Annotated in this window: 21 protein-coding genes, 1 tRNA gene and 1 pseudogene; 13 read left to right on the top strand and 10 right to left on the bottom strand. The window is 71.4% G+C overall.

Annotation, left to right across the window (positions count from 1 at the left end):
- Positions 1–87 precede the first annotated feature (87 nt).
- Entirely contained in the window at positions 88–810 is a 723-nt protein-coding gene (locus ACFYY6_RS22110) for a DsbA family oxidoreductase (protein WP_351518300.1), read from the bottom strand.
- 499 nt (positions 811–1,309) lie between these two features.
- Here ACFYY6_RS22110 and ACFYY6_RS22105 point away from each other — a divergent pair, with 499 nt between their 5' ends.
- Positions 1,310–1,753, top strand: coding sequence for an MscL family protein (locus ACFYY6_RS22105; protein WP_351518301.1), 444 nt, complete (start codon positions 1,310–1,312; stop codon positions 1,751–1,753).
- Between the two features lie 439 nt (positions 1,754–2,192).
- Complete coding sequence (locus tag ACFYY6_RS22100; RefSeq protein WP_351518302.1) at positions 2,193–2,939, top strand: hypothetical protein; 747 nt, start codon at positions 2,193–2,195, stop codon at positions 2,937–2,939.
- Here ACFYY6_RS22100 and ACFYY6_RS22095 read toward each other — a convergent pair.
- Complete coding sequence (locus ACFYY6_RS22095; protein ID WP_351518304.1) at positions 2,929–3,405, bottom strand: ATP-binding protein; 477 nt, start codon at positions 3,403–3,405, stop codon at positions 2,929–2,931. The genes ACFYY6_RS22100 and ACFYY6_RS22095 overlap by 11 nt on opposite strands.
- A gap of 164 nt (positions 3,406–3,569) precedes the next feature.
- Here ACFYY6_RS22095 and ACFYY6_RS22090 point away from each other — a divergent pair, with 164 nt between their 5' ends.
- The 3 genes from ACFYY6_RS22090 (at position 3,570) to ACFYY6_RS22080 (ending at position 5,313) form a co-directional block, all read left to right on the top strand.
- Positions 3,570–4,427 carry a helix-turn-helix transcriptional regulator gene (locus tag ACFYY6_RS22090; protein ID WP_351518305.1) on the top strand — a complete coding sequence of 286 codons (858 nt, stop codon included), beginning with the start codon at positions 3,570–3,572 and terminating at the stop codon, positions 4,425–4,427.
- Complete coding sequence (locus ACFYY6_RS22085; RefSeq protein WP_351518306.1) at positions 4,424–4,627, top strand: DUF397 domain-containing protein; 204 nt, start codon at positions 4,424–4,426, stop codon at positions 4,625–4,627. Before ACFYY6_RS22090 ends, ACFYY6_RS22085 begins: the two co-directional genes overlap by 4 nt.
- 269 nt (positions 4,628–4,896) lie before the next feature.
- Positions 4,897–5,313, top strand: coding sequence for a hypothetical protein (locus ACFYY6_RS22080; RefSeq protein WP_351518307.1), 417 nt, complete (start codon positions 4,897–4,899; stop codon positions 5,311–5,313).
- Positions 5,314–5,379: 66 nt separating this feature from the next.
- On the opposite strand, the gene ACFYY6_RS22075 is transcribed toward ACFYY6_RS22080, so the two are convergent.
- Positions 5,380–6,900, bottom strand: coding sequence for an aldehyde dehydrogenase (NADP(+)) (locus ACFYY6_RS22075; protein WP_351623493.1), 1,521 nt, complete (start codon positions 6,898–6,900; stop codon positions 5,380–5,382).
- A 231-nt stretch (positions 6,901–7,131) separates the two neighbouring features.
- On the opposite strand from ACFYY6_RS22075, the gene ACFYY6_RS22070 reads away from it, so the two are divergent.
- The 4 genes from ACFYY6_RS22070 (at position 7,132) to ACFYY6_RS22055 (ending at position 11,917) form a co-directional block, all read left to right on the top strand.
- Positions 7,132–7,902 carry an IclR family transcriptional regulator gene (locus tag ACFYY6_RS22070; RefSeq protein ID WP_351623494.1) on the top strand — a complete coding sequence of 257 codons (771 nt, stop codon included), beginning with the start codon at positions 7,132–7,134 and terminating at the stop codon, positions 7,900–7,902.
- Positions 7,903–8,144: 242 nt separating this feature from the next.
- On the top strand, positions 8,145–9,596 hold the full coding sequence (locus ACFYY6_RS22065; RefSeq protein ID WP_351518316.1) for a penicillin-binding transpeptidase domain-containing protein: 1,452 nt from the start codon (positions 8,145–8,147) through the stop codon (positions 9,594–9,596).
- A 368-nt stretch (positions 9,597–9,964) separates the two neighbouring features.
- A complete protein-coding gene (locus ACFYY6_RS22060; RefSeq protein ID WP_351518311.1) occupies positions 9,965–10,627 on the top strand; it encodes an MFS transporter permease in 663 nt (220 codons plus the stop codon).
- A 42-nt stretch (positions 10,628–10,669) separates the two neighbouring features.
- The gene (locus tag ACFYY6_RS22055) at positions 10,670–11,917 is read left to right on the top strand and encodes a TerD family protein (protein WP_389194715.1); all 1,248 of its coding nucleotides are present in this window, start codon (positions 10,670–10,672) and stop codon (positions 11,915–11,917) included.
- Between the two features lie 98 nt (positions 11,918–12,015).
- Here the strand turns inward: ACFYY6_RS22055 and ACFYY6_RS22050 are convergent, their stop codons facing one another.
- The 4 genes from ACFYY6_RS22050 to ACFYY6_RS22035 all read right to left on the bottom strand — a co-directional run bounded on the left by ACFYY6_RS22050 (position 12,016) and on the right by ACFYY6_RS22035 (position 17,664).
- Positions 12,016–13,644, bottom strand: coding sequence for a TROVE domain-containing protein (locus ACFYY6_RS22050; protein ID WP_388649306.1), 1,629 nt, complete (start codon positions 13,642–13,644; stop codon positions 12,016–12,018).
- Positions 13,645–14,000: 356 nt separating this feature from the next.
- Positions 14,001–14,070, bottom strand: a tRNA-Lys gene (locus tag ACFYY6_RS22045).
- Between the two features lie 174 nt (positions 14,071–14,244).
- On the bottom strand, positions 14,245–15,708 hold the full coding sequence (locus ACFYY6_RS22040) for an alkaline phosphatase PhoX (RefSeq protein WP_351525238.1): 1,464 nt from the start codon (positions 15,706–15,708) through the stop codon (positions 14,245–14,247).
- Between the two features lie 486 nt (positions 15,709–16,194).
- Positions 16,195–17,664, bottom strand: coding sequence for a hypothetical protein (locus ACFYY6_RS22035; RefSeq protein WP_351525239.1), 1,470 nt, complete (start codon positions 17,662–17,664; stop codon positions 16,195–16,197).
- A 394-nt stretch (positions 17,665–18,058) separates the two neighbouring features.
- Here ACFYY6_RS22035 and ACFYY6_RS22030 point away from each other — a divergent pair, with 394 nt between their 5' ends.
- Entirely contained in the window at positions 18,059–19,924 is a 1,866-nt protein-coding gene (locus ACFYY6_RS22030; protein WP_389194711.1) for an endonuclease/exonuclease/phosphatase family protein, read from the top strand.
- Between the two features lie 209 nt (positions 19,925–20,133).
- On the opposite strand, the gene ACFYY6_RS22025 is transcribed toward ACFYY6_RS22030, so the two are convergent.
- The gene (locus ACFYY6_RS22025) at positions 20,134–20,847 is read right to left on the bottom strand and encodes an antibiotic biosynthesis monooxygenase (protein WP_351623498.1); all 714 of its coding nucleotides are present in this window, start codon (positions 20,845–20,847) and stop codon (positions 20,134–20,136) included.
- 200 nt (positions 20,848–21,047) lie between these two features.
- On the opposite strand from ACFYY6_RS22025, the gene ACFYY6_RS22020 reads away from it, so the two are divergent.
- Positions 21,048–22,181 (top strand): lipid II:glycine glycyltransferase FemX, encoded by a 1,134-nt coding sequence (locus ACFYY6_RS22020; protein ID WP_388649314.1) that lies wholly within the window; start codon positions 21,048–21,050, stop codon positions 22,179–22,181.
- Positions 22,182–22,254: 73 nt separating this feature from the next.
- Here the strand turns inward: ACFYY6_RS22020 and ACFYY6_RS22015 are convergent, their stop codons facing one another.
- Entirely contained in the window at positions 22,255–22,923 is a 669-nt protein-coding gene (locus ACFYY6_RS22015; protein WP_351623500.1) for a DUF4232 domain-containing protein, read from the bottom strand.
- Positions 22,924–23,213: 290 nt separating this feature from the next.
- Between ACFYY6_RS22015 and ACFYY6_RS22010 the strand changes: the two are divergent.
- Positions 23,214–23,342: pseudogene (locus tag ACFYY6_RS22010) on the top strand (4-hydroxy-tetrahydrodipicolinate synthase); the annotation flags it as partial.
- A gap of 486 nt (positions 23,343–23,828) precedes the next feature.
- On the opposite strand, the gene dapD reads toward ACFYY6_RS22010, so the two are convergent.
- Entirely contained in the window at positions 23,829–24,818 is a 990-nt protein-coding gene (dapD, locus tag ACFYY6_RS22005; RefSeq protein WP_351623501.1) for a 2,3,4,5-tetrahydropyridine-2,6-dicarboxylate N-succinyltransferase, read from the bottom strand.
- Positions 24,819–25,063: 245 nt separating this feature from the next.
- Between dapD and ACFYY6_RS22000 the strand changes: the two genes are divergently transcribed.
- Positions 25,064–25,951 carry a winged helix-turn-helix transcriptional regulator gene (locus tag ACFYY6_RS22000; RefSeq protein ID WP_351524743.1) on the top strand — a complete coding sequence of 296 codons (888 nt, stop codon included), beginning with the start codon at positions 25,064–25,066 and terminating at the stop codon, positions 25,949–25,951.
- Positions 25,952–26,038 lie beyond the last annotated feature (87 nt).

Below are 26,038 nucleotides of genomic sequence, written 5' to 3'. Positions count from 1 at the left end.
GGCCGCCGCACGGGCCATGCCTCGACCCACCGCACGAACGCGGCCCGGGGCCGGCGCCCGCGCCCGAACTGCCAGGACCTCCGGGGTTCAGGAAGCGCCGCCGCCGTTCTGCGGGACCGCGCAGGCACCGTCGGCGTCGCAGGCCGCGGCGTCCCCGCCGATCGCGGTCAGCGGCCGGTCCTTCCACGCCTGTTCGAGCGCCTGCGCGAAGACCTCGGCGGGCTGACCGCCGGAGACCCCGTACCGCCGGTCGAGCACGAAGAACGGCACCGCGTTGGCCCCCAGCTCGGACGCCTCCCGCTCGTCCGCCCGCACCTCGTCGGCGTAGGCCTCGGGATCGGCGAGCACGGCCCGCGCCTCGTCCGCGTCGAGCCCGGCCTCGACGGCCAGCTCGACCAGCACATCGGCGTCGTAGACGGAACGCTCCTCGGCGAAGTTCGCCCGGTAGGCGAGGGTCAGCAGCTCGTCCTGGCGACCGCGGGCCTTGGCCAGGTGGAGCAGCCGGTGGATGTCGAAGGTGTTGCCGTGGTCGCGGCCCTCGGTGAGGTAGCCGAGCCCCTCGGCCCGGGCGTTGGCCGCGACGTTCTCCTCCATGGCCCGCGCCTCGTCGGGGGTGCGACCGTACTTCCGCGCCAGCATGTCGACCACCTGTACGGTGTCGCCCTTGGCGTGCCCGGGGTCGAGCTCGAAGGACCGGTGCACGACCTCGACCTGGTCGCGGTGGGCGAACCCCGCCAGGCCCTTCTCGAAGCGGGCCTTGCCGATGTAGCACCAGGGGCAGGCGATGTCGCTCCAGATCTCGACGCGCATGTCTCTTCTTCTCTCCGGGAGTCGGGGGCTGGGGTCCGGCTCCCGGAATCCGGGGTCCGGTGCTGGTGGCCGGGGCCGGGCAGCGCGAAGCACTCCTCCGCGCACCGGAACGAACACCACGACGGCCCCGCGCATTCCCGGAACACGAACCGGCCGGTGCGCGGCACGGGCACCCCGCGCGCCACGGCGGAGCCGTCACGACGCGGGCCCTGTCGGCCGACGCGTTGTCGGGCTACAGACTCGTGTCGTCGCGTCGGCATCGGCCACCTCGTGCCGCGAGGTGCCCACGTGCCGCCACCTTTTGGCCGACGCGGGTGAATTACACGAACTGTTCGTTTCTCAGATGCTGATATTCGCCCGATCGATGTACCGACCGCCGGCGGAGTTCGGCAGTCGAGGGAAGAAATCCTCCCGCGCCTGCGCCGAAATGCTCAATGCACGCCGAGGAATGTAGCGTGCTGCCGGTCCCGACCGGGGGCCCAGTCGCGAGGAGCCGGAAATGCTCAAGGGGTTCAAGAACTTCATGATGCGCGGCGATGTCGTCGTCGTAGCTGTAGGCCTCATTGTCGCACTGGCCTTCAGTACCTTGATCAAGGCGTTCACCGATTCCGTGATCAATCCCATTATTGCGCGTGCTCAGGGCGGCCGTTCAGTCGGATTGGGCTGGCAACTCGGCCAGCCGGGCAACAAGGCTACGTACCTTGATATCGGTTCCTTCATCTCGGCAGTCATCTACTTCATCATCTTCATGGCCGTCGTCTACTTCCTCATCGTCGTGCCGTACAAGCGATATTCGGCGCGGCACGGTGTGGTGGTCTTCGAAGAGCCGGGGCCTGTCAAGACGTGCCCGGCCTGCCTGTCCGAGGATCTGCCGGCCGCTGCCGCCACATGTCGGTACTGCTGCACCGAGCAGCCACCGAGAACCGGAACACCACGCCCCTGATCGGGCGGGGGACCACGACCGTTCCGGAGTACTTCCAGGCAGCGAAGGGCCGGGGCGGCCTGGACCACTACCAGGTCCGCCACTGGACCGCATGACACGGGCGCGTCACCCCGGCCATGCCGGCCATGGCCTACCTGACCGCCCTCGCCACGGACGCGACACCGACCGGACCCGCCGAGCCGGATCGCCCCGTCCGCGTCGCTCAACCACGGCGGAGAGACGACGCGACGCGCGGCAGGACCCTCCGGGCGCCCCGGGCCCAAGCGATCTCTCCCGGGCCGCACAGGCATGGTTTTCGTGCGCTCTCCCCCACAGCTCAACGGCCTCATCGGCGCCTGAACCATCACGGCTCGGACAGAGGGCCCCAAACACCTGCGCGAACGCAACGGTGCGTGATGTGATCCAACGGGGACGAAGGTCACGATCGAGGGGGAGCCCGATGATTTCCGAGCCGGAGATGACGGGGGACTTCGCCCCCACCGACTCCCGCGAGGTGATGCACGGTTTCGGAAGCGAACCCGCCGGGAGATCCGGGAAGCACAGACCGTGGCTGTGGGCGCTGGGCGGGGCCGTCATGGCCACTGCCCTCTGGGCCGGGGCGTTCTTCCTGTACGGACTCGGCGACCGGAGACCGGAATTGCACGGGTACCGGCTGGACAAGGATCCCTGCCCGTCCCTGCGGCTGAAGTCGATGGGCGCGGCGATCGGACCGAGAGAGAAGGCCGATCCCGGACCACGGCTCCTGAACCATGCCGCCCTCGACCAGGCGCGGTGTTTCATCTCGCTTCGGCCCACGGGCGCGGTCGAGCAGCCCCGCAAGGGCTGGTCGATCGAGTACGGCGTCGGAGTCACGGTGTCGCTGCACAAGGAGTCGGACCCCGGAGCCGAGTTCGAAGCCCTGCGACGGGTGACCGACACGGGCATCGACCCGGAGGCGAAGCTGGAGACCGTGCCGAATCTCGGCGAACGGGCCTACCTGCTGACCGGTGACGACGGATCCTCGGAGCTCCGGGTGCGGGAGGGCGGTGCGGTCTTCTCCCTGAATCTCTACGTCTTCACCCAGTACATGGGCGACGGCTCGCACGAGCAGCCCGCCGACGACGAACCGGAGGTGCCCAAGGCGTCCGTCTACCACTCGGCCATGATCAGTGACATGCGCGACCTCATGGCGACGCTCAAACACTGAGGGCCTGCCTCCGCGCCCCGGTGGTCACGGCACGGACCTCGGCCCATACCGTCTTCCCGGACGGTGGGCACGGGTCCACGCCCCAGTCCACGGCGAGCGCCTCGACGATGATCAGCCCTCGCCCGCCCTCGTCCGCCTCCCGGGGCACGGCGGGGAGATCGCGATCACCGCGCGGGTCGGTGACCTCGATCCGCAGCCGTCCGGTCGGCAGCAGGGCCAGCCCGAGACGGAACCCCCGTCCGTCCAGCCTCCCGTGCACGGCCGCGTTCGCCGCCAGTTCGGCGACGACGAGCGCGGCGGCGTCGGTGCGCGCCCCGTCACGCGGCCATCCCCACGCCGCCAACTGCTCCACCGCGAGCAACCGGGCCAGACGGGCGCCTCGGCGGGTGGCACTGAACAACTGCGTGAACTGCTGTGCGGATGCTGCTGATTGCGGGGTATCGATCTGTACGGATTCACTCGTCACGCCACTCAGCGTGGTCGAGCGGCCGTACGCTGACCAGCAACGACGACGGTACGCAGCGTGCATGTACCGGTACACACGGCGACCGGTACCGCCCGTCCCCCATGACGGAGGAACGGGCGGCGACGAGCGCGGCGGGCCGATGAGCAACGAAGGCGGGCAGCACCATGGAGCTGGACGGCGCGATCGACGGCAGCGACGACTCGGAGGAAGCGGCGGACCTGTTCCGTGTGGTCGGCCGTCAAGTCCGGCTGCTGCGCGAACGGGCCGGCCTCACACGGCGGGAACTGGGCGAACGCCTCGGGTACAGCGAGGAGCTGATCCGCTCGCTGGAACGCGGACGCAGAACGCCACAGCCCGAATTCCTGGACGCGGCCGACGACTTGCTGAGCGCGGGCGGGCTGCTCCGGTCCACGATGGAGGACGTGAAGCGCGCGAAGGCGCGGGCCCGCGTGAAGCATCCGGCGTGGTTCAAGGATTACGCGAGGCTGGAAGCGGACGCTGTCGAGCTTTCCTACTACAGCAATCACACGGTGCCTGGTCTGTTTCAGACAGAGGCGCACACACGTGCCCTGTACGCCATGCGCAAGCCCTTGCTGGACGACGAGCTCATCGAACAGCGGGTGACGTCCCGCCTGGCTCGACAGACCGTTCTGACGAAGCGCCCCGCCCCGATGGTGAGTTGCGTCATCGAGGAAGCGATCCTCCGACGCCCCATCGGTGAATGGGACGTTCACGAGGAGCAGCTCCAAGAGCTGGTCAGGGTCGGCGGGTTGCGAAACGTGGAGCTTCAGGTCATGCCGCTGGACCGACCTGAACACGCGGGCCTCGGTGGCCCGTTCATCCTCCTCACTCCGACACGTAAACCACAGGTCGGCTACCTTGAGGTGCAGAACGTCAGCCGGTTGATCACCGACCCGGAGGAAGTTCGTATTCTGGCCGCACGATACGGGTGCATCCGATCGCAGGCGCTCACACCGCGTGAGTCCTTGGCTCTGATCGAAAGGTTGCTGAAAGACCGATGAAGCCCGACATCCGGGTTCAGAGCCCGGCAGAGAACTCGTGGTTCAAGAGCAGTCACAGCTCCAACGAGGGCGGCGAGTGCGTCGAGGTATCCGTCGTCGAACAGGCCGTCCTCGTCCGCGACTCGAAGGACACCGCCCGCTCCCACATCACCCTCGCCCCGACCGCCTGGACGCACTTCCTGCGATACGCGGCGAAGTGAGCAGCACGCCCCGGCGTCCCCGTCCCAACGGAGAACTGCCACCCTCGCGCCCCCACTGAGGTGAGTCCGGCATTCGAGGACGCCCCGGCAGGGCGCGGCAGGCTCGTCGGCCGACGGGGCCGGGCGGCCGGGTCACTCGGCTGGCCTGGTGCGGTCGCCGCACGGTGGTCGCGGGTTCACGCTGTGAACGTGGCGGAAGCGCGGTCCGGATTCCGCTTTCGCACCACGGTGTGCGGCGACGACCGCGTCGGCGACGAAAGGTGACAGCCATGGCGAGCATGCCCAGTGGTGTGCGACAGGACACGACGGGCTCCCGGAGCGGCGAACGGGTGGCCGGACCGGCGATGTTCGTCGGCGTGGCGCTGGTCCTCAGCGGGGTGCTGAGCGTTCTCCAGGGCATCACCGGCATCGCCCGCGACAGGCTGTACGGCGTACCGCTGCACTACGAGTACCGCTTCGACCTCACCACCTGGGGCTGGATCCATCTGATCGTGGGAATCGCCCTGCTGGCCGGTGGTTTCGGAGTGCTGCGGGCCATGAGCTGGGGTCGTTCGGCCGGTATCGGGCTCGCCGCCATCAGCCTGGTCACCCAGTTCATGTTCATCCCGTACTACCCGCTGTGGGCCATCAGCGTGATGACGCTGGACCTCATCGTTCTCTGGGCACTGATCAGACTTGTCAGCTGAGCCCGCCCTCCCGCATCGGCCGGTCGTCGGTTCCGCATCGTCGTCCGCAGGACGGGACGGCGAGAGTCACGCGCGGCGGCCGTCCACGCTGCGGGGCAGGTTCAGCGGGTTGCTCTCGCGGAGTTCCGGCGGAAGGAGCGCGTCGGGGGTCGACTGGTACGTGAGCGGGCGCAGCCAGCGTTCGATCGCGGTGGCGCCGACCGAGGTGGATGTGGATGTGGTGGCCGGGTAGGGGCCGCCGTGGTGCTGGGCGGGGGCGACGGCGACGCCGGTCGGCCAGCCGTTGACGAGGACGCGCCCGGCCAGCGGGGTGAGGGCCGCGAGGAGGGCGGGGGCGTCGGCGTCGGGCCCGTCGGTGGCGGTGTGGAGGGTGGCCGTGAGGTTGCCGGGGAGGCGCGAGAGGACGGCGTCGATCTCGTCGTCGCTGGTGTAGCGGGCCACGACCGTGACCGGCCCGAAGCACTCCTCCAGGAGCGTGTCGTGCGGGCCGTCGGCGGCGAGAAGGTGCGCCGGAACAGTGAGGAAGCCGGGTGCGACGGTGTGGTCGCCGCGCGCGCCGGGGGTGACCGGGGCCTCGACACCGGGGAGTCCGGCCCGTTCGCCCACCCCTGAGAGGAAGGCGTCGCGCATCCGGTGGTCGAGCAGGACCCCGGCCTCGGTGTCGCCGACCGCGTCGGTGAGCGCCTTCAGGAGCCGGTCGCCGCTCTCCCCGGCCGGGGCCAGGACGAGTCCGGGCTTGGTGCAGAACTGGCCCAGGCCCAGGGTCATCGAGCCCGCGAGCCCGGCACCGATCCGCTCGCCGCGCTCGGCGGCGGCGGCCTCGGTGACGACCACGGGGTTGAGGGAGCCCAGTTCGCCGTGGAAGGGGATGGGGACGGGGCGGGCGACCGCCGCGTCGTACAGGGCGCGTCCACCGCGTACCGAGCCGGTGAATCCGGCGGCGGTCACCAGCGGGTGCCTGATCAGTTCGAGGCCCGCGTCGAAGCCGTGCACCAGGACCAGCACGTCCTCGGGCAGTCCGGCCCGTGCCGCCGCCCGGCGCAGTACGGAGGCGCAGAGTTCGGCGGTGGCGGGGTGGTCGGGGTGCGCCTTGACGACGACGGGGCAGCCGGCGGCCAGCGCGCTCGCGGTGTCACCGCCGGGGACGGAGAAGGCGAGCGGGAAGTTGCTCGCCGCATACACGGCGACCACCCCGAGCGGAACCTTGTAGCGGCGCAGGTCGGGCCACGGCGGGGTCCGGGTGGCGTCCTCGTGGTCGATACGGATGTCGAGAAAGGCGCCCTCCTCGACGACCTCCGCGAACGCCCTCAACTGGGCGGCGGTCCGGGCGAGTTCGCCGGTGAGCCGGGCCGGGCCGAGCGCGGTCTCCGCGTCGGCGGCCTCGATGACGTGCTCCCCCGCCTCGGTCAGCAGGTCGGCCGCGGTGCGCAGGAAGGCGGCGCGTACGCCGCGGTCGGCGAGGGTGCCGCGTACGGCGTGCGCGGCCCGGACGGCGCGGTCGACCTCCTCCGACGAAGCCTCCACCGCAACCTGCTCGCGCGGGTTGCCGGTGCGGGGGTCGACGCTCAAGACGGGTGCTGCTGCCACCGTGATTCCTTCCGCTCCGCTGCCACACATCGGAATTCGTTCGGTATTCTGAACGCAGTTCGCGATCTTGAATATGGCCCGACTCTATTTCCGGGCCTCGGGAGTTGGCAAGGATCCGTACGGCCAAGGGGTCCCCGGATTCCGGAGAGGCTGGGGCCGAAGGCGCCGGGGCGGGAAGCCACGGGTCTCGTCAGCGGACGGACGGTGTGGGACGGGAAGGGGTGCGGGACGATGGCTGCCGCCGAATCGGGTGGGGCGCAGGTCAAGTCCGCCGTGCGCACGGTGGAACTGCTGGAGTATTTCGCCGGACGGCCCGGCATGCACTCGCTCACCACGGTGCAGGAGGCCGTCGGCTACCCCAAGTCCAGCCTCTACATGCTGTTGCGCACGCTCGTGGAGCTGGGCTGGGTGGAGACCGACGCGACGGGCACCCGGTACGGGATCGGCGTACGGGCCCTGCTGGTCGGCACCTCGTACATCGACGGCGACGAGGTCGTCGCGGCGGCCCGGCCGACCCTGGACCGGCTGGCCGACGACACCACGGAGACCATTCACCTGGCCCGCCTCGACGGCACGAACGTGGTGTGCCTGGCGACCCGGCAGTCCCCGCACCATCTGCGTCCGTTCACCCGGGTCGGCCGACGGCAGCCCGCCCACTCCACCGCGCTCGGCAAGGCGCTCCTGGCCACCCACAGCGACGAGCAGGTGCGCAAGATGCTGCCGGAAACGCTGCCCGCGCCGACCGGGCACACCATCACCGACCGCGAGAGGCTCATCGAGGAGCTGCACGCCGTGCGCGAGCGGGGGTACGCGGTGGACCGCGAGGAGAACACCCTCGGCCTGCGCTGCTTCGGTGTCGCCGTCCCGTATCGCACCCCGGCGCGCGACGCCATCAGCTGCTCGGTTCCGGTCGCCCGGCTCACGCCCGCGCACGAGCAGATGGTGAAGGCCGCGCTGTTCGACGCGCGGGACCGGCTCGCCCTCGCCACCCGGAGGCTGTGAGCCGGGCTTTCCCCACGGGCCGGACCGTGCCCGCTCCGTTCGTGTGCGGTCCCGCGCCCTGTGCGGTCCCGTCGCCTGCGCCCCGTCCAGGTCCGGGTCCCGGTCCGGGTCCGGTCGCATGCGTACTGTCCGGCCCCGGCCCCGTCGTGTCCGTTCCGACCTGGTCGCACCGTTCATGAGGAATCGGTGAGAATCGGCGCGACCTGGAACAACGCGCGATGCCCCGCACGTCCTCCTGCGGGATGAACAAGACGATCAGGCGGACCTCGGTCTTCTGTCTGCTCCTGGTCCTCGCCCTGCTGGTGCGGGCGACCTGGCTGCAGGCGTATCAGGCACAGGCACTCGCAGACAACGACCACAACCGGCGGAAGATCATGGCGCAGTACGCGCAGCCGCTCGGTGACATCATCGTGGCCGGGAAACCGGTCACCGGCTCGAAGAAGACGAAGGGCGGCGATCTCGCGTACCAGCGCACCTACACCGATGGCGCGCTCTACTCGGCCGTCACCGGCTACAGCTCCCAGGCGTTCGGCATCACGCAGTTGGAGGGGATCTACGGCCCCGTGCTCAACGGCACCGACGACCGGCTGAAGAACCCGGTGGACGCGTTGACCCGCAAGCAGGCGGCCCCGGGCGACGTCCTGACCACGATCGACCCCGATGTGCAGAAGGCCGCATACGAGGCGCTCGGCGACGACAAGGGCGCCGCGGTCGCGATCGACCCGGGCACCGGGCAGATCCTGGGCATGGTCTCCACCCCGTCCTACGACCCGTCGACGATCAGTGCGGCGGCGGATGGCGACGCGTGGGAGAAGCTGCGCGACGACAAGGACAAGCCACTGGTCAACCGGGCGCTGCGGCAGCCGCTGGCGCCCGGTTCGACGTTCAAGCTGGTGGTGGCCGCCGCGGCGCTGGAGGACGGACTGTACGGCTCCGTCGACGAGCGCACGGACAGCCCGAATCCGTACCGCCTGCCCGGCAGCAGCAGGGACCTGGAGAACGAGAACGCCTCCGCCCCCTGCGAGAACGCCACGCTGCGCACCGCGCTCCAGTACTCCTGCAACAACGTCTTCGGGAAGATGGCCGTCGATCTCGGCCAGGACAAGGTCAGGGCGATGGCGGAGAAGTTCGGCTTCAACAACGAGAAGCTCGACGTACCGGTGCGCGCCTTCGAGAGCGTCTACCCGTCCGGCATGGACAAGGCGCAGACCGCGCTGTCGGGCATCGGGCAGTTCGAGGTGACCGCGACGCCGTTGCAGATCGCCATGGTGTCGGCCACCCTCGCCAACGGCGGTGAACTCGCCGCGCCGCACATGGTCTCGAAGGTGACGGACGCCGACGGCGACACCCTGCAGGAGTACGCCGACGGGGACACGAAGCGGGTGGTCTCGAAGTCCACCGCCGAGCAGTTGCGCAGCGCGATGGTGACGGTCGTCGAGGAGGGCACGGGCAGCAACGCCCGGATCGCCGGGGCCGAGGTCGGCGGCAAGACGGGGACCGCGCAGAACGGCGTGGGCAACAGCAGGACTCCGTACGCGTGGTTCACCTCGTACGCGAAGGACCGGACCAGCGACAAGGAGGTCGCGGTCGCGGTGCTCGTCGAGGACTCGGGCGCGGCCCGCTCGGAGGTCAGCGGCAACGGCCTGGCCGCGCCGATCGCCCAGAAGATGATGAAGGCCGCCCTGGCGCGCTGACAGCCGGGCGGGGCGGGTCGGCAGGGAGGGGGCGGGGTCGACGGGGCGGTGCGTACGCCGGTCCCGGCACGGTGTCCTCCCCTTCTCCTCCCCGCTCTCTCCTCCCGTGCCGCCTCCGCCTCCGCTTCCGGATTCCGCTTCCGATTCCGTTTCCTCTTCCCGAGCCCCGGCCGCACACCCGCGCCGGGGCCGTATCGGGCATCTGCCGTACGAGTGCCGCCGGGGCCGCGGGCTCGGCCGGTACGGAATAAGGCATCCTCCCGATGCCCCCGGGCCACCTCAATGACCAGCCTGGACGCGTCACACAGGCACGGTTCTGGAGGATTGTCGTGGTGGGTGCGAGGCCGGGTCCGGCGACGGTGAGGGTGTTGCGGGACCGTACGGCGGGGCTGTTCCTGACAGCGGTCGTCGTCTCGGGGTTCGGGACATCGGCGATGTGGCTGGCGGCCGGGGTCTGGGTGAAGTCGCTCACCGGCTCCGCCAGTCTGGCGGCGCTCGCCGTCTTCGCGATGTGGCTGCCGGTGCTGTTCGGGCCCGCGCTCGGGGCCGTCGCCGACCGGCTTCGCGCCGGGTCCGTCGCCGTGGGGCTGCTGGCGGGACCGCTGCTGCGGCGGATGGACGAGCGGGTGTTCGCGGCGGCCGGAACCGCGGTGTTCGCGGTGGCGATCGCGCTGCGGGCGCTGCCGTACGACGCGGTGGCGCTGGCGGGCAGCGCGATCATCGGGTTCGGTCTGCCGTGCGTGCTGATCGCCGCGATGACGGCGGTGCAGCGGGAGACCCCGGACGCGGTGCTGGGCCGTACCTCGGCCACCGCGAACACGCTGATGATGGTGCCGAACGCGGTGGCACTGGCGCTGGGCGCCGGACTGATCGCGCTGGTGGACGTCCGGGTGCTGCTGCCGTTGACCGGCGCGGCGGCGCTGCTGGCTCCGGTCCTGCTGCTCACGGGGCGACGGACGGCACGGGGCGCGGGTCGGCTCGCGTCGCGGCGGAACGGGGAAGCGGTGTCACGGGTACGTCAAGGCGGGTGAAGGTAAGGGAACGGCAAAGCCGGGTCGTTCGTTACCCGGTGCATGACCGCTATGACCCCTGGCTCGAACATCCCTCTGTCCGCCGCCCGCGTGGCAGTGGACGTCTCCGCACCGGTGCGGCTCGACGTTTCGGGCCTGCTTCTCACCGCCTCCGGCAAGGTGCGCTCCGACGACGACTTCGTCTTCTACAACCAGCCCGTCGGCCCCGGCGTGACGTACCGCTCGGGTGGCGGTACGTCACCGGACGCGATCGTGGTGGACACCGCCGCGGTGCCGCCCGGGATCGAGAAGATCGTCGTCACGGCGAGCCCGGACGCGGCGGGGCAGACCTTCCAGGGCATCGAGCCCACGGCGACCGTGCGCAACGCCGACGACAACAGCGTGCTGGCCACGTTCACCCCACCCCGGCTGACGACCGAGACGGCGCTGGTGGTCATGGAGGTCTACCTCCGCAACGGCGCCTGGAAGGTCCGCGCGGTCGGTCAGGGCTATGCGAACGGCCTGGCCGGCATCGCGACGGACTTCGGCGTCTCGGTGGAGGACGAGCCCGCGCCGACCGCCACACCGGCAGCGACTGCCGTGACCAGCGCGCCGCCCACGCCGGCCGCCGCGCCGCCGATGCCCTCCGCGCCCCCCGTGGACCCGCGGATCGCCGCTCCCCCGGCCCCCGCCGCCCCGTCGGCCGCACCCGCACCCGCACCCGCGCCCTCCGGCCGGATCAACCTCGACAAGGGCCGGGTCAACCTCCAGAAGAACCAGACGGTGTCCCTGGTCAAGGGCGGCCGTCCGCTGCTCTCCCAGGTCAAGATGGGCCTCGGCTGGGAACCCGCGTTCCGCGGCAAGGACATCGACCTGGACGCCTCGGTGATCGCCTACGGCCCCCAGCGCAACCACCTGGACAGCTGCTACTTCGGCAAGCTCTCCATCCTGAACGGGGCGATCAAGCACTCCGGCGACAACCTCACGGGCGAGGGCGCCGGGGACGACGAGGTGATCACCGTCGACCTGGGGCGGATCCCGGCCGAGGCGTCCGGCCTGGTCTTCACGGTCAACTCGTTCACGGGCCAGAAGTTCACCGAGGTCGCCAAGGCGTACTGCCGACTGATCGACGCGGTCACCGGCGAGGAGCTGGTCCGCTTCGACCTGACCGGTGCTCAGCCGCAGACCGGCGTGATGATGGCAAAGCTGATCAGGCAGTTCTCCGGCGAATGGGAGATGACGGCCATGGGCGAATTCATCAAGGCACGCACCGTCCGCGGCATGGTGAAGCCCGCCGCCCAGGCGCTGTAGCGCCCCGGGGCGGCGGCGCCCGGCCACCACCCCGCCATGGTCGAGACGGCCGGGGCGGGCGCCGTGACGCCCGCCCCGGCCGCCCGCGGGGTTGCCGTTCAGGCCCGGTCCGGCTCCGGACGGTTCCAGGGCCAGTCCGCGTCACGGCCCGCCTCCAGCAGCGGCACCATACGGAACGCCGCGTCGGACAGCCCGCCGAAGACGTGCCGGTTCGCGCCGCCCGACGGGGCGTGCCCGGTCCGGTACCCGGCCAGGTTCCAGGTGTAGACGGGCACGGTGGACGGCACGGCCGCCGTGGCGTCCGCCGCGTACGAGAACGACGCCTGTTCGTCGGTCACGATCAGCACCCGGTCGTGCTTCCGGTAGTGGCGGCGCACCGCCTCCGCGGTGTTGGTGCCGCCGAGGTCCCCGAAGCGCTCCAGCACCTTCAGCACGGACTCGGCGCGCCGGAACTTCACCCGCGCACTGCTCGTGCCGAACTGCACCAAGTCCGCATCCTCGGCCCGCAGCGCCAGCGCCGTGCCGAAGATCGCTGCGGCGTCGGCACGGTTGAGCTGCGAACGGTCCGAGAGCGGCGACCACATCGATCCCGAGCGGTCCACCAGGATCAGCGTCCGCCCCGGCAGTCCGGGCACATGGGCCAGGGAGTGCCCGAGCGCCTTCTCCAGCGCGTGCGCCCAGCGCAGCGAGGGCGCGTGCTGGTACGCCGCGAGGTAGCGGAAGGGGAACTGCCGGGACGCGGCGACCACCTCCGGGTCGCTGATCCTCGCCGCCACCCGCGCGGCGACCTCGTCCGAGACCCCCGCCTCGTCGAAGTTCCGCAGATTGCGGACGAGCGCCATCGCGCCCATGGACGGAATCATCGCTTCCCAGGCCACGGCGTCCATCGGACCCTGCAGCCAGCCCGCCAGCGCCTCCCAGGTCATGCCCGCGGCGGCCAGCCGGTCCGCGCCGTCCGCTCCGGTGACCACGGCCCGCCGCTCCCCGACCGGGATCTCCCTCAGTGCTTTGTGGGCCGTGAGGGTGCGGTCGGCGGCGGGCAGCACGGCCGTCTCCGGGTGGTGGCGGCGGTCGAGGGCGTACCGGAACAGCTCGCCCTGCCACGGCTTGGCCGGGTCGGGCGAGGCGTGCACCAGGTTCAGCACGTCGCCGAAGCGGTAGCCCTTGGACGCGGTGTCGTACTTCAGCAGCGACCTGCCGTCGTAGAGACGGCGCACCGCGTCGGCGATGCCGCGCTTGACGGGCTTGGGCACGGCACGGCCGTAGCGCGAGGTCCAGTACCCGAGGAATTCGCCGGGCTCGTCGGCGCGCAGCAGGACGGAGTCGACGACCCGTCTGTTGGAAGGGCCGTCCTCGGCACCGGCGTCGAGACGCGCCTTCACGTACTCGGCGGCGCCGACGAGCGAAGCGGTACGCATCTGCCCGTCACGGCGCAGCCAGTGGAGCAGGCCGGCGGTCCATTCCGGATCGCCGACGGCGAGGATCCGTACCAGCTCGGCGAAGCGGTCGTCGCGCCGCTCGCCGTCCTCGTAAAAGGTCTGCTGCGAGACGAAGTTGGAGACCGCGAGCAGAAAGAGCTCGGAGCGGTTGTCGCGCAGGAAGCCCAGGCCGCCCTGATGGTTCGGCGCGGTGCGTCCGGTCGACCTCACGGGCGAGGCGGCCCGGCGACTGTCCGAACGAGACGTGTTGGTACGGGACTTGGTGGTGCGGAGGTTGAAGCGTGCCATGTGAATTCCCGCGAATTCGTTGGGAGAAGGCACAACGAGGGGAGGGCGCCCGAGATCAGGGGCGACGACGGAATTGTCCGATGCTCTTCCGGGTTGAGCTACCGACCGGGGCCGGGCGGGATTCGAACCCGCAACCGTCGGATCCGGGAAGTATCCGTCGTCTTCGCACCGGGCACCCTCCCGGCTCTGTGCCTCCCGAGATCAGAGTCGGCGGCGGCGATTTCGTTTCAGGAAGGAGCCGCAGCCCGCGCACCGGGAGGTGCATGCAGTCATTGCTGATGCAGTTGTGGTGCCCAGAGATCCAGGTCGGCGGAACCGACGATGGTGCTCTTGCCACTGAGCTACACCGGATCGAGATCCGGTGGCGGGAATCGAACCCGCGGCCTCCCCATTAAGAGTGGAAGTAGGTCCTGCCTGCGCACCTGGGCACGAACAGGACTCTAAAGGGGAAGCCGCGTCGGACGCGAGGGATTTACGCACGCACGTACGAGCGCACGCGCGTACGAGCCCATACGCGTACGCATCGAACGAGTGGCCCGTACGCGGACGGGGAATCGTACGTGGCCGGGTCCGTACGGGCCCGGCCACGCGGACGGTGCGTCAGTGGCGGTTCGGCTGCCGCTTCCAGGGGCCGGTGATCGCGAGCATGATGCCCGGGTCCTGGATGTTGGCGTACAGCGTCCGGCCGTCGGGCGAGAACGTCACGCCGGTGAACTCGCTGTACTCCGGCTCCTGTTCGCTGCCGATGTTCAGCTCGTTGCGGGCGATCGGGTACGTGCGGCCGCTCTCCGTCGCCCCGAACAGGTGCTGGAGGCCGTCGCCGTCCTCGGCGATGACCAGACCGCCGTACGGCGAGACGGTGATGTTGTCCGGGCCGTCGAAGGCGCCTTCCTTCGACGGATCCGCGTTCACGCCCAGCAGTACCTTCAGCGTCAGCGTGCGGCGCTTCGGCTCGTAGAACCAGACCTGGCCGTCGTGCCGGCCGGGGCTCTCCGCGCGGGCGAACGAGGAGACGATGTACGCGCCGCCGTCACCCCACCACATGCCCTCCAGCTTGCGCGCGCGGGTGACCTCGCCGTCCGCGAACTGCTTGCGCACCGAGACGGTCTTCGCGTCGCGATCGGGGACGTCGACCCAGTCCACCCCGTACACCGTGCCGATCCGCGTGGCCCGGGACAGGTCGTCGACGAACGCCCCGTTGCGGTCGAAGCACTTGAACGCCTGGAGCACACCGGCGTCGTCGGCGAGCGTGCGCAGCTTGCCGCGGCCGTGCCGGAAGCCGTGCGGCGGCACCCAGCGGTAGAGCAGCCCGTTCGGGTTGGAAGCATCCTCGGTCAGGTAGGCGTGGCCGCGCTTGGGGTCGATGACGACGGCCTCGTGGGCGTACCGGCCGAACGCCTTGATCGGGCGCGGGTCGCGGTTGGCGCGCCGGTCGTAGGGGTCGACCTCGAAGACGTAGCCGTGGTCCTTGAGCAGGCCGTTCTTGCCCGCCTTGTCCTCGGTCTCCTCGCAGGTGAGCCAGGTGCCCCACGGGGTGGCGCCGCCCGCGCAGTTGGTGGAGGTGCCGGCGATGCCGACCCACTCGGCGGTACGGCCGTCGCGGCGGGTCTCCACGACCGTGCAGCCACCGGCCGCGACCGGGTCGTAGACCAGCCCCTCGGTCAGCGGCACGGGGTGCTCCCAGCCGGCGCGGGTGCCGCTCAGCTCGTGGTTGTTGACGAGCAGGGTGACACCGCGGGGGCCCTCGAAGGTGGCCGTGCCGTCGTGGTTGGACGGGGTGTACTCGCCGGTCTCCAGCCTGGTGACACCGCAGTGGGTGATGACCTCGTAGGAGAACCCGGCGGGCAGCGCCAGGATGCCCTTCGGGTCGGAGACCAGCGGTCCGTAGCCGGGCTCGTCCTGGTGACCGTGCCCGTGTCCATGGCCGTTGCCGTGACCGTGCTTCGGGTCCCCGGCGGCCAGGGCGCCGGGAGCGGTGGCCAGCGCGGCGACCGTACCGGTCAGCGCGATGCCGGCACCGGTGAGGGCGGACTGTCTGGTGAATTCCCTGCGCGTGAAGGACATCACGTCACTCCTGGAACGACTGAGCGGGTTGTTGGCGCGCCCACAGTGACGCTCCTGCCCCAACTCCAGTTGAACTGCGGGCGACGCCCCGGGGCATCCTTCCTGTGCAGTTGACCGGATGCGATCGGCCGAAAGTATGCGAACGGCCGAAAGTCCTTGTCCGGCTGCCGCGTTCGGGCGAGCGGACGGCCGCCGACGGCGGCCGGGCGGGTCCGGCTGCCGTGTCTGCCGGACCCGCCCGTCACGCCCTGTTCACCCCTAGTGCCGTGACCGGCAAGGTTTGCCTGGAAGGGCTACGTGCGCTTTCGGCCAACGCCGAAGGGGGTCCCCCTGGCCCTTAAGGCCTTGGGGGAGTGCGTGCCGGACGGTGCAACGGGGCAAACCTTGCCGGGAGCAGCACTAGTGCCGGTCGTCGACCGCTCCTCGGGCGCCCGCCCACGAGCGGCACTTGAGGCGTTCGCGCCTCGCTCGATCGCGCGGCCGGCCTCAGGCGCCCGCGCGCGAGCGCGCCTTGAACGCCGCCTTGCGGGCCTCCTTGGCCTTCTTCTTGTCGCTGTGCAGCTGCCCCATCGCGTCGAGGACGTCCGCCGTCGCGGGGTGCTCCACGCGCCACACCTCGTCGAAGAAGCCGCTGTGCCGGTCCGCCAGGCTCTCGACGAGGCCCCGGAGCTCGTCCAGATCGCCCTCGGCCTCCAGCTGGGCCGCGATGGTGTCCACGGCGAGCCAGAAGATCATCGGCTCCGGCGGCGCGGGCACGTCCGCCGCGCCCAGCTCCACGAGCCAGACCCGGGCGAGGCCGCCCAGCTCGGGATCGTCCAGCACCGCGCGCACCGCAGGCTCCGCCTCCGCGCCGACCAGGGAGAGCGCCTGCTGGCAGTGGAGCCGGCGCAGGGGCGCCTCCTGGTCCGTACCCCGCGCCGCCGCGAGGAGTTCGGCCGCGGCACCGTCCGCGCCGCGGCGGGCGAGCCACAGTTCGGACTCGGCGCGGGCCGCCGCCTCGGGGTAGTGGGCGATACCGCCGAGGAGCACATCGGCCCCCTTGTCCACGAGGTCACCGACCGCCGGGGCGTCCACGCCCGCCTCCAGCATCCGGGCGCGGATGCCGTACAGGCCGAGAGGGGTCAGCTTCACCATGCCGTACCGGGTGACGTCCTCGTCGTCGGCCTGCGGGTCGGCGTCCTCGTCCTCCTCGACCAGCAACGCCTCGTCCACCGGCTGGTACTCGACGATCCCGATGGGTTCGAGGACCCGGAACTGGTCGTCGAGCCGCATCATCGCCTCGGACACCTCTTCAAGGATGTCGTCGGTGGGTTCGCCCATGTCGTCCGGCACGATCAACGAGGCGGCGAGCGCGGGCAGCGGCACCGGGGGCGTCTGCGCGCCGCCGTCACCGGCGCCGTCGCCGACGGTGAGCAGGTACAGATTGCCGAGGACCCCGTCGAGGAACTCCGCCTCGGCGTCCGGGTCCCAGTCCAGGGCGTCGAAGTCGACCGAACCGTCCTCGGAGACGAGGTCGGCCAGGTCGTCGAAGACCGGCGCGGTGGCATCGGCGTAGGCGGCCTCCAGGCCGTCGAGCCAGATCGAGAGGACGTCCCGCGGGGAACCTCCGGTGATCAGCGCCAGGTTCTCGCCCGCGGCGGCGGTCCCCTCCGCGTCCGGGCCGGCGTCCTCGTCCGGGTCCTCGACGTCGACGAGCCCCGTGTCGACCGCGAGCCGCCACGCCTCGCTCGCCTCCGCCGCGCCCTCCTCGTCCGCCGCGAGGCCGAGGTGCTCGGCCGCCGCGGGCAGCTGTGCCTCGACCAGCTCTCCACCGGCACCGACCCTGGTCTCCGGGCCGGCCCAGCGCGCGAGCCGGACGGCGCGGGCCAGCAGCGGTGCGGCGAGCGCGTCCCGCGCCAGCTCGGCTTCGGTGTGCAGCCGTACGGGCGGCAGGGTGGGGCGCTGCTCTGCGGACATCTGGTGATTCTCCTCGGGCGTACGGGGCGTACCGGGTCAGGCGGCCCAGCGTAGACGCATTTCGTCCCATGCCGCCCGGCTCGGGCGAAGGACGACGGCGGGACACCCGGGGGCCCTTGACAACTGCCCGGCACACACACGAGATTGACGCGCGTAGATCCACGTGGAGGCCATCGGCTCCTCTCGCAGGCCGTCGGTCCCTCGCGCGGCCAACCGACCGTACGGGCGACCGGCCCGTACGCGCTCCCGTACCGGAGGCGGCCCCGGCCCGGGGACAACCCTGTCCGGGCGCGCTCCCGAGCCACGCGGAGTCCCGCCCGTCCGCGCCGTTACCTCCCGAGCCCCCGACCTCCCCCGACCTCCCTCTACGACCCTCGACATCCCGGAGCCCGTGATGCCCGCCGCATCGTCCAGAACGACCGCCGTCTCCGCCGTAGTGACCGCCGCGCTCGCGGCGGGCCTGCTCACCGGCGCTGCCACCACCTCCGCGTCCGCCGCTTCTCCGTCCCCCTCCGGCTCCTCCGCCGACGGCCCGGTCAGGATCCACGACATCCAGGGCTCCACCCGCATATCCCCGCTCGGCGGCCGGCAGGTGAGCGGTGTCACCGGCATCGTCACGGGGGTGCGAACCTACGGTTCGAAGGGCTTCTGGTTCCAGGACCCGCGTCCGGACGCCGACCCCGCCACCAGCGAGGGGATCTTCGTCTTCACCTCGTCCGCGCCGACGGTCGCGGTCGGAGACGCGGTCACGGTCTCCGGCACCGTCACCGAGTACGTCCCGGGCGGTGTCGCCTCGGGCAACCAGTCGCTCACCCAGATCAGCAAGCCCACCGTCGAGGTGGTGTCCTCCGGCAACCCGCTGCCCGCGCCGGTGACGATCTCCGCACGCTCGGTCCCCTCCCGGTACGCGCCGGCCGGAGACCCGGCGGCGGGCGGTTCCGTCAACGCGCTCCCCCTCGCTCCCTCGCGCTACGCCCTGGACCACTACGAGTCGCTGGAGGGCATGAACGTCCGGATCGGCTCCGCGCGGGTGGTCGGCGCCACCGACCCGTACGCCGAGCTGTGGGTGACGGTGAAGCCGCACGAGCACGCCAACCGGAGGGGCGGCACCGTCTACGGCTCGTACGACGCGCAGAACACCGGCCGCCTCCAGATCCAGTCGCTGGTGCCGCTCGCAGAACGCCCCTTCCCGACCGCCGACGTCGGCGACGTGCTGTCGGGCACGACCGAGGGGCCGCTCGACTTCAACCAGTACGGCGGCTACACGCTGACCGCCCGCACACTGGGCGAGGTCACCGGCAAGGGCCTGCGCCGGGAGACGACCCGCGAGCAGCGCCGAGGCGAACTGGCGGTGGCGACGTACAACGTCGAGAACCTCGACCCGACCGACCCTCAGGAGAAGTTCGACGCGCTCGCCGCCGCGGTGGTGAACAACCTCGCCTCGCCCGACATCGTCGCGCTGGAGGAGATCCAGGACGACAACGGCGCCAAGGACGACGGCACGGTCTCCGCCGACCGCACCGTCGCGAAGTTCGTCGACGCGATCGTGGCCGCGGGCGGTCCGGCTTACCAGTGGCGTTCCGTCGACCCTCAGGACAAGAAGGACGGCGGCGAGCCCGGCGGCAACATCCGCCAGGTGTTCCTCTTCAACCCGGAGCGAGTGTCGTTCACCGACCGCGCGGGCGGCGACGCCACGACGGCGACCGGCGTCGTGCGGGAGCGGGGCCGGGCGGCGCTGACCCACTCCCCCGGCCGGATCGACCCGGCGAACGCGGCGTGGGAGAACAGCCGCAAACCGCTCGTCGGGGAGTTCGTCTTCCGCGGCCGTACGGTGTTCGTCGTCGCGAACCACTTCGCGTCCAAGGGCGGCGACGAGTCCCTCGTCTCCCAGCACCAGCCGCCGACCCGTTCGTCCGAGGTGCAGCGGCACGCACAGGCCGGGGTCGTCAACACCTTCGTCACGAAGCTGCTGAGCGTCCAGAGGAACGCCGACGTGCTGGTCGTCGGCGACATCAACGACTTCGAGTTCTCCGGTACGACCAAGACGCTCACGGCCGGTGGCGTGCTGTACCCGGCCGTGAGGTCGCTGCCGCGCGCGGAGCGCTACTCGTACGTCTACCAGGGCAACAGCCATGTCCTCGACCAGATCCTGACCAGCCCGTCGATCGACGACTTCGAGTACGACAGCGTGCACATCAACGCAGAGTTCGCCGCGCAGAACAGCGACCACGACCCGCAGGTGCTCCGCTTCCGTCCGTGAGCCGTGGCGGGGCGGGGCGGGGCGGCCCCCGGACGACCGGAGCGGAACGGGACGGTCGAACCGGACGGGACGGTCGAACGGAACAGTCCCGAGCCGGCCGTGGCGGGCCGGGACCGTTCCGAGCCGGCCGGGCGCGGCCGACCGCGTTCACCCCGGCGGCTCACGCCCTTCCGCCCGTTCCGCGCCCCGCGTACCCCACGCACCACCTGCTACGCGCCCGCCCTCGGTCCGATGCTGAGCGCGGGCGCGTAGCGGTTCACGGTGCTCGCGGCCACTCCCGGGTAGGACCGCACGCGCTCCCACTGCGGCGTCCTGGACCCGATCCCGTCACCGGGCGCGGCCAGCGCGTCGGCGTGGGCCCGGGCGCTCTCCCATTCGGCGTAGTTGAGCACACGGGTCCCGTCGACGCTCACGTGGAAGTGCGCGGAGATCCCTTCGGGGGCGAGCGCCGGGTCGGTCCCCAGTGCCTCGAACACCGTGTCCACCCAGTCCCGTTGACGTGCCTTGTCCGCCCCTTCGAACTCGACGTCGACGATCACCACGCATCCCGGCTCCCGTCCGTCCCCCTCCCCCGGGCCCTTCGAGCGGTACATTTCGAGGCTGTGCAGCCCGAGCCGCCGGATGCCCGGCACGGCGGCGTCGATGTCCGCGTTGCGCTCGTCCCGGCCGTGCCGGAAGAAGTCCTGGTACGCCCGCTCCCCACTCCACTGGGTGTAATGGAACAAGGTCTTTCCGTCCTCACCGGTATGGACGGTGTACGAAAGCAGTCCCGCATGCGGCCACTCCCTGCCGTCCCACGCCTCGCGGATCGCCTCGACCGTCCGCCGTTGGCGCTCCGGAGTGCCGACATCCCAGGTGCTCGCCTTGACCAGTCCGACGTCATTGCGGGCAAGATCGGGACGGGATGCGAAACGCACACTCATGACGGGTCCTCCTGACCCGGCGCACCCGTGCGGTACGCCGCCGACGGCCACACTGCTACGTCAAGCACGCTCGAGGTCAACGGCGCTCCCGCCGCCGGAACCGATGGGACGAACGGGCGAGCAGAACCGGATGGCGAACCGGGCCGGATGACCGAACGAGCCGGAAGACGGCCGGAACCGGAAGACGATCGGAGTACCGCATGAACCCGCACCTCAGGGCGATCACCCGCGAGGAACATCTGGCATTCGTCGCGAGCAGGCCCGCCGTGAGCCATATGCAGGTTCCGTCGTGGGGCGACGTGAAACCCGACTGGCGCGCGGAGAGCATCGGCTGGTTCGAACCGGACAGCACCGGCCGGGAACAGCTCACCGGAGCGGCGCTCGTGCTCCACCGCCCGATCCCCCGGACCAGGCGCACGCTGGCCTATCTGCCGGAGGGCCCCGTCATCGACTGGAACGACCCCGACCCGGGGCGGTGGCTCGGGCCGATGCTGGCGCACCTGAAGTCGGGCGGCGCGTTCGCGGTGCGCATGGGCCCCCCGGTGATCGCCCGGTACTGGGACGCCGAGACCGTCAAGGAGGCCGTCGCGGACCCGGCGGCCCGGCGCCTGCGCGACGTACGGGCGGACGCGGACGATCCGCGGGCCGCCGCGCTCGTCGACCGGCTGCGCGGGATGGGCTGGCAACGGGGCGAGGAGGACGGCGAGGACGGCTTCGCCGCCGGGCAGCCCCGGTACGTCTTCCAGGTGCCGCTCGCCGGGCGGTCGCTGGAGGAGGTCCGGACCGGTCTCAACCAGCAGTGGCGGCGCAACATCAAGAAGGCGGAGAAGGCGGGCGTCAAGGTCGACGAGGGAGGCTACGAGGACCTTCCGGTCTTCTACGAGCTGTACCGCGAGACCGCCGAGCGCGACCGCTTCGTCCCCCGCCCGCTCGGCTACTTCCAGCGCATGTGGACCGCGCTGCGCGCCGAGGACCCCGACCGCATGCGGCTCTACCTCGCCCAGCACGAGGGCGAGGCACTGGCCGCCGCGACGATGCTGACCGTCGGCGACCACGTCTGGTACTCCTACGGCGCCTCGACCGCCCGCAAGCGCGAGGTCCAGCCCGGCAACGCGATCCAGTGGCGCATGATGAGCGACGCGCACGAGCGGGGCGCGGCCGTGTACGACCTGCGCGGGATCACCGACACTCTGGCCGAGGACAACCATCTGCTGGGCCTGCTGCGTTTCAAGGTCGGCACCGGTGGCCGGGCCGCCGAGTACGTCGGTGAATGGGACTACCCCATCAACAAGCTGCTCCACCGGGCCTTCACGCTCTACATGGCACGACGCTGACCCCGCCCGCGCGACGCGACACCGGCACCGGCACCGGCACCGGCCATCCATGGGGCGCGGCGCCTGCGCCGCACTAAGCGGGGCCGGTCCGCCAGGCGGTCATGTTCAGTTCGTCGAGCAGCCGCACGTCGCTGCCCTCCAGCGGGAAGACGCGCGCCTCCATGCCGGGGGCCGGTGCGATCTCCAGCGCGTCGCCCTCGACGAGGTCACCGCCGGTCGGGGTGGAGACCCAGGCGAGCAGCGACCACACCGTCTGCCCCGGCTTCAGCACGACCTCCTGCGGGCCCCGATCGGTCCCCATGTACGAGGAGGCCGGGTTCACCGGCACCGGCAGCGGGTCGCCCGCCTCGTCCAGGGCCCGGACGGACGGGTAGCCGTGGACGCGGTACGGCTTGCCGCCGCAGTTGGTGAGGGTGAGCCCGACGGCCCGATGTCCCAGCGCGGCCTCGATCTCGCCCATGCCGACGACGACCCCGGAAGGCGGACAGTGCGTCCGGCCGCTCGCGGTGGGCGTGGGGGCGGGCCCTTGCGCCGACGGGGGCGACGGCCGGTCGAGGAGCTCCTCGGGAACGCTCGGGAAGGGCGAGGGCAGTCTGTCGGCGTGCGCGGAGCCGGGCGGATACGACGCGCTCGGCGTCACCACCGGAGCCGACTCCGGTTCGCCCTCGCCCGCCGGTACGAGGAACCCCGCGCATCCCGAGAGCGACAACCCCAGGACCCCCGTCGTGAGCGCCGCGCGCACGGCCGCCGCCGGTCCCCGTCTCCCGGCCCCGGTTCCCGCCCGTTCTCGTGCCTCTGCCCCTGTCCCCGTCCCCGCGATTGCGTCTGCCCGCATCCGTGCCCGTCTCCGCGCCCACACGCTCATGCACCCGCCCCCACGTCGGCCTGCCGCATAGGCGTTCGATCATGCCAGAGCCCGCCGGAGCCCAGGAGGCCCGCCGAGCGCCTTCCCCCGACCGTTGCGCGTTCCTTCTTCTTCACTCGGAGAAGAACCGAGCGGGCTTCGGGGTTCGGCCGTCCATGAAGGACCGCGCGCACGAGCTGCTCGGCACGGTCACGGCGAAGGCGCTGCTCGACGCCGGACCGGTCCGGGAACCGCCGCAGCCCGCCGGGCGCGGGGCGACCGACGGGCTGCGCGGAGCCTACGAGGAACTGCTCGCCGACACGGAGCGGAGGGCGTGCACTCCCTCTCCTGCCCCCGGAGGGCAGCTGTGGCTGTGCGGCACTGGTGCCGCTCCCGGCACTGGTGCCGTGACCGGCAAGGTTTGCCCCGTCGCGCCGTCCGGCACGCACGCTCGCGCCGTTGGCCAAAAGCTCACGTAGCCCTTCCCCAAGCTCTCGACTTCGTTCGAGCAGGGGAGACCCCATCCGAGGGCTTCCGGCCGCCTTGCGATCAATGGGGTCTCCCCTGCTCGAACAAGGCTGAGAGCTTGGGGAAGCACCGGACGACGCTCCTTCCGGGCAAAGGTTGCCGGGCGCGGCACTAGTGCCGCATCAGGCAACGTTCGCCCCGTCGCGACGCCCGGCGCGCCCTCTCGCCGCACCGGCCGAAATCCCAAGTACATCCAGTACGAGGGCTTCCGGCCGGCACACCGAGAGCACGTACCGGACGCGCTCCTTGACGGGCAAACGTTGCCTGCCGCGGCGCTAGTTGTGGCTGTGCAGGATGTCGTTGAGACCGTCCCACACCGCGTTGTTCGGACGGGCCTCGACCGTGCCGGTGACCGAGTTGCGGCGGAAGAGGATGTTCGAGGCGCCGGAGAGCTCACGAGCCTTGACGATCTGGCCGTCCGGCATCGTGATGCGGGTGCCCGCCGTGATGTAGAGCCCGGCCTCGACGACGCACTCGTCGCCGAGCGCGATCCCGACCCCGGCCTCGGCGCCGATCAGGCAGCGCTCACCGATGACGATGCGCTCCTTGCCGCCCCCGGAGAGGGTGCCCATCGTGGAGGCGCCGCCGCCGATGTCGGAGCCGTCGCCGACCACGACGCCCGCGGAGATCCGGCCCTCGACCATCGACGTGCCCAGGGTGCCCGCGTTGAAGTTGACGAAGCCCTCGTGCATGACGGTGGTGCCGGGGGCCAGGTGCGCGCCGAGCCTGACCCGGTCGGCGTCGGCGATCCGGACGCCCTTCGGGGCGACGTAGTCCGTCATTCGGGGGAACTTGTCGACCGAGGTGACCTGGAGGTGCAGACCGTCGGCGCGGGCGTTCAGTCGCACCTTCTCGACGTCGTCCACGGCGACCGGGCCGAGCGAGGTCCAGGCGACGTTGGTGAGGAGCCCGAAGAGGCCGTCCAGGTTCTGTCCGTGCGGCCGGACGAGACGGTGCGAGAGGAGGTGCAGACGCAGGTACGCGTCGTGGGCGTCGAGCGGCTTGTCGTCGAGCGAGGCGATGACCGTGCGTACGGCGACGACCTCGACACCGCGCCGGGCGTCCACCCCGATGGCCTTGGCGGCACCCGCGCCGAGGAGGTCGACGGCCTGGTCGGGGGTGAGCCGTTCGGACCCGGCCGGGCCGGGGGCGTCGGCGAGTTCGGGGGCGGGGAACCAGGTGTCGAGAACGGAACCGTCACCTGCGACGGTGGCGAGGCCGGCGGCGACGGCGCCGGTGGTGCGGGGAGAAGTCGTATCGCTCATGCACGAAACCTAACCGGGCAGGTGTGACCGGAGCCAACCGGTCTCGCCGAGTGGTCGCGGCAAGCCCCCCGGAAGGCCGCGCCCGCTCCCCGCGAGGCTCCCAGGACTCCCGAGCCTTTCCCGGCCCGCACTCGGTCTCCTTTGGGAACCGACCATGGCATCATGGTTCCCGAGCGCCGATCCGGGCGACGGGCCGGGAATGGAGTCCCGGAGACCCGGAGCGCCGGAGACCCACGGAGAATCCCATGCCCCAGCGCACCAGCCTGGCCGACGCCGACTGCGCGATCGCCCAGGCGCTCGACGTCGTCGGCGACTGGTGGACCCTGCTGATCGTGCGGGACACGGCACGCGGGGTGCACCGTTTCGATGCGCTCCAGTCGGAACTGGGCGTGTCCCGCAAGGTGCTGACCGAACGGCTGCGGCTGCTGGTCGACGCGGGCGTGCTGTCGCGCGAGCCGTACCAGGACCGGCCGCCCCGGTACGAGTACCGGCTCACCCCGCGCGGACACGCGCTGCTGCCTGTACTGATCGCGCTCCAGGACTGGGGCGACACCTGGGTCATGGGGGAAGGGGACGTGAGGGCGACGGCCGCGGAGAACTCGAAGGAGGCGGCCCGGGTGCACGCCCTGGTGGGTACCCGCCTGCCCGAACTGCGCCTGCTGGACCACGACGGCGAGTGGCGCGACCCGGTCGCCGACACACCGCACACCGTCCTGTACTGCTTCCCCGGCGCCTATGCCCGCCGCGACGCCTATCCGCCGGGCTGGGCGGGCATCCCGGGCGCGAGCGGCTGCACGCTCGAATCCCGCACATACCGCGACCAGTTGGCCGAGTTCACGACGGCCGGCGCGACCGTGCACGGCGTGTCCACCCAACGGCCCGACGAGCAGCGGGCGTTCGCGGCGGCGGAGCGGCTGCGTTTCCCGCTGCTCTCGGACGCCGAGCTGGATCTGACCGCGGCCCTGCGACTGCCGACCTTCCGGGCGGCCGGTGTCGGCCGGCTGAAGCGGCTGACGCTGGTGGTCGACCGGGACCGGACGATCCGCGAGGCGCTGTACCCGGTCACGGACATCGAGGCGAGCGTACGGGCGGCGCTGCGGGCCGTACGAGGAGCGGCCCGGCCGGACGAGTGAGCACGCGGCGCACGGTCCGGCGGGCCGGGCCGCCGCCGTGCACCACACGCCGGGCCGCGAACCGGTCGGTCGGCGGGCAGCCGCCAC

The sequence above is a fragment of the Streptomyces sp. NPDC001750 genome (assembly GCF_042892615.1).
Taxonomy (GTDB): domain Bacteria; phylum Actinomycetota; class Actinomycetes; order Streptomycetales; family Streptomycetaceae; genus Streptomyces.
Note: the sequence above shows the minus strand (reverse complement) of the source record. Positions and strands in the feature narration are given on the sequence as shown.